Origin of the sequence: Microbacterium sp. ISL-103, assembly GCF_018613995.1 — a bacterium.
GTDB lineage: Bacteria > Actinomycetota > Actinomycetes > Actinomycetales > Microbacteriaceae > Microbacterium.
Genome location: NZ_JAGGPD010000161.1, coordinates 1 through 369, shown reverse-complemented (window position 1 = coordinate 369; position 369 = coordinate 1). Strand labels below are relative to the sequence as shown.

Here is a 369-nt window from a genome sequence, read left to right as displayed (position 1 = left end):
CGCCGTCGCGCTCCTCTACTCCGCCACTCCCAACGCGAAGCAGCCGCGCTTCCGGTGGATCAGCCTCGGGGCGCTCCTCGCGATCATCGTGCTGGCTGTCGCCACGGCGGGCTTCGCCTTCTATGTGGCGAACTTCTCGAACTACGACCGCACTTACGGCTCCCTCGCGGGCATCGTGGTGTTCCTGCTGTGGCTGTGGATCGCCAACCTGGCGCTTCTCGTCGGAGCGGAGTTCGACGCCGAACTCGAGCGAGGTCGCCAACTGCAGGCGGGCATCGCCGCAGAGCGGGAGATCCGCCTTCCTCCGAGGGACACACGCAAGAGCGACAAGGCCGCAGAGAAGGAGCGGCAGGACATCGACGAGGCCCG

1 protein-coding gene is annotated in these 369 nt (G+C 67.2%); it reads left to right on the top strand.

What is annotated here, in order from left to right; genetic code table 11:
- Window positions 1–369, top strand: a 369-nt coding sequence (locus tag J7E68_RS06780; RefSeq protein WP_215171075.1) for a YihY/virulence factor BrkB family protein, incomplete at both ends; no start/stop codon positions are given.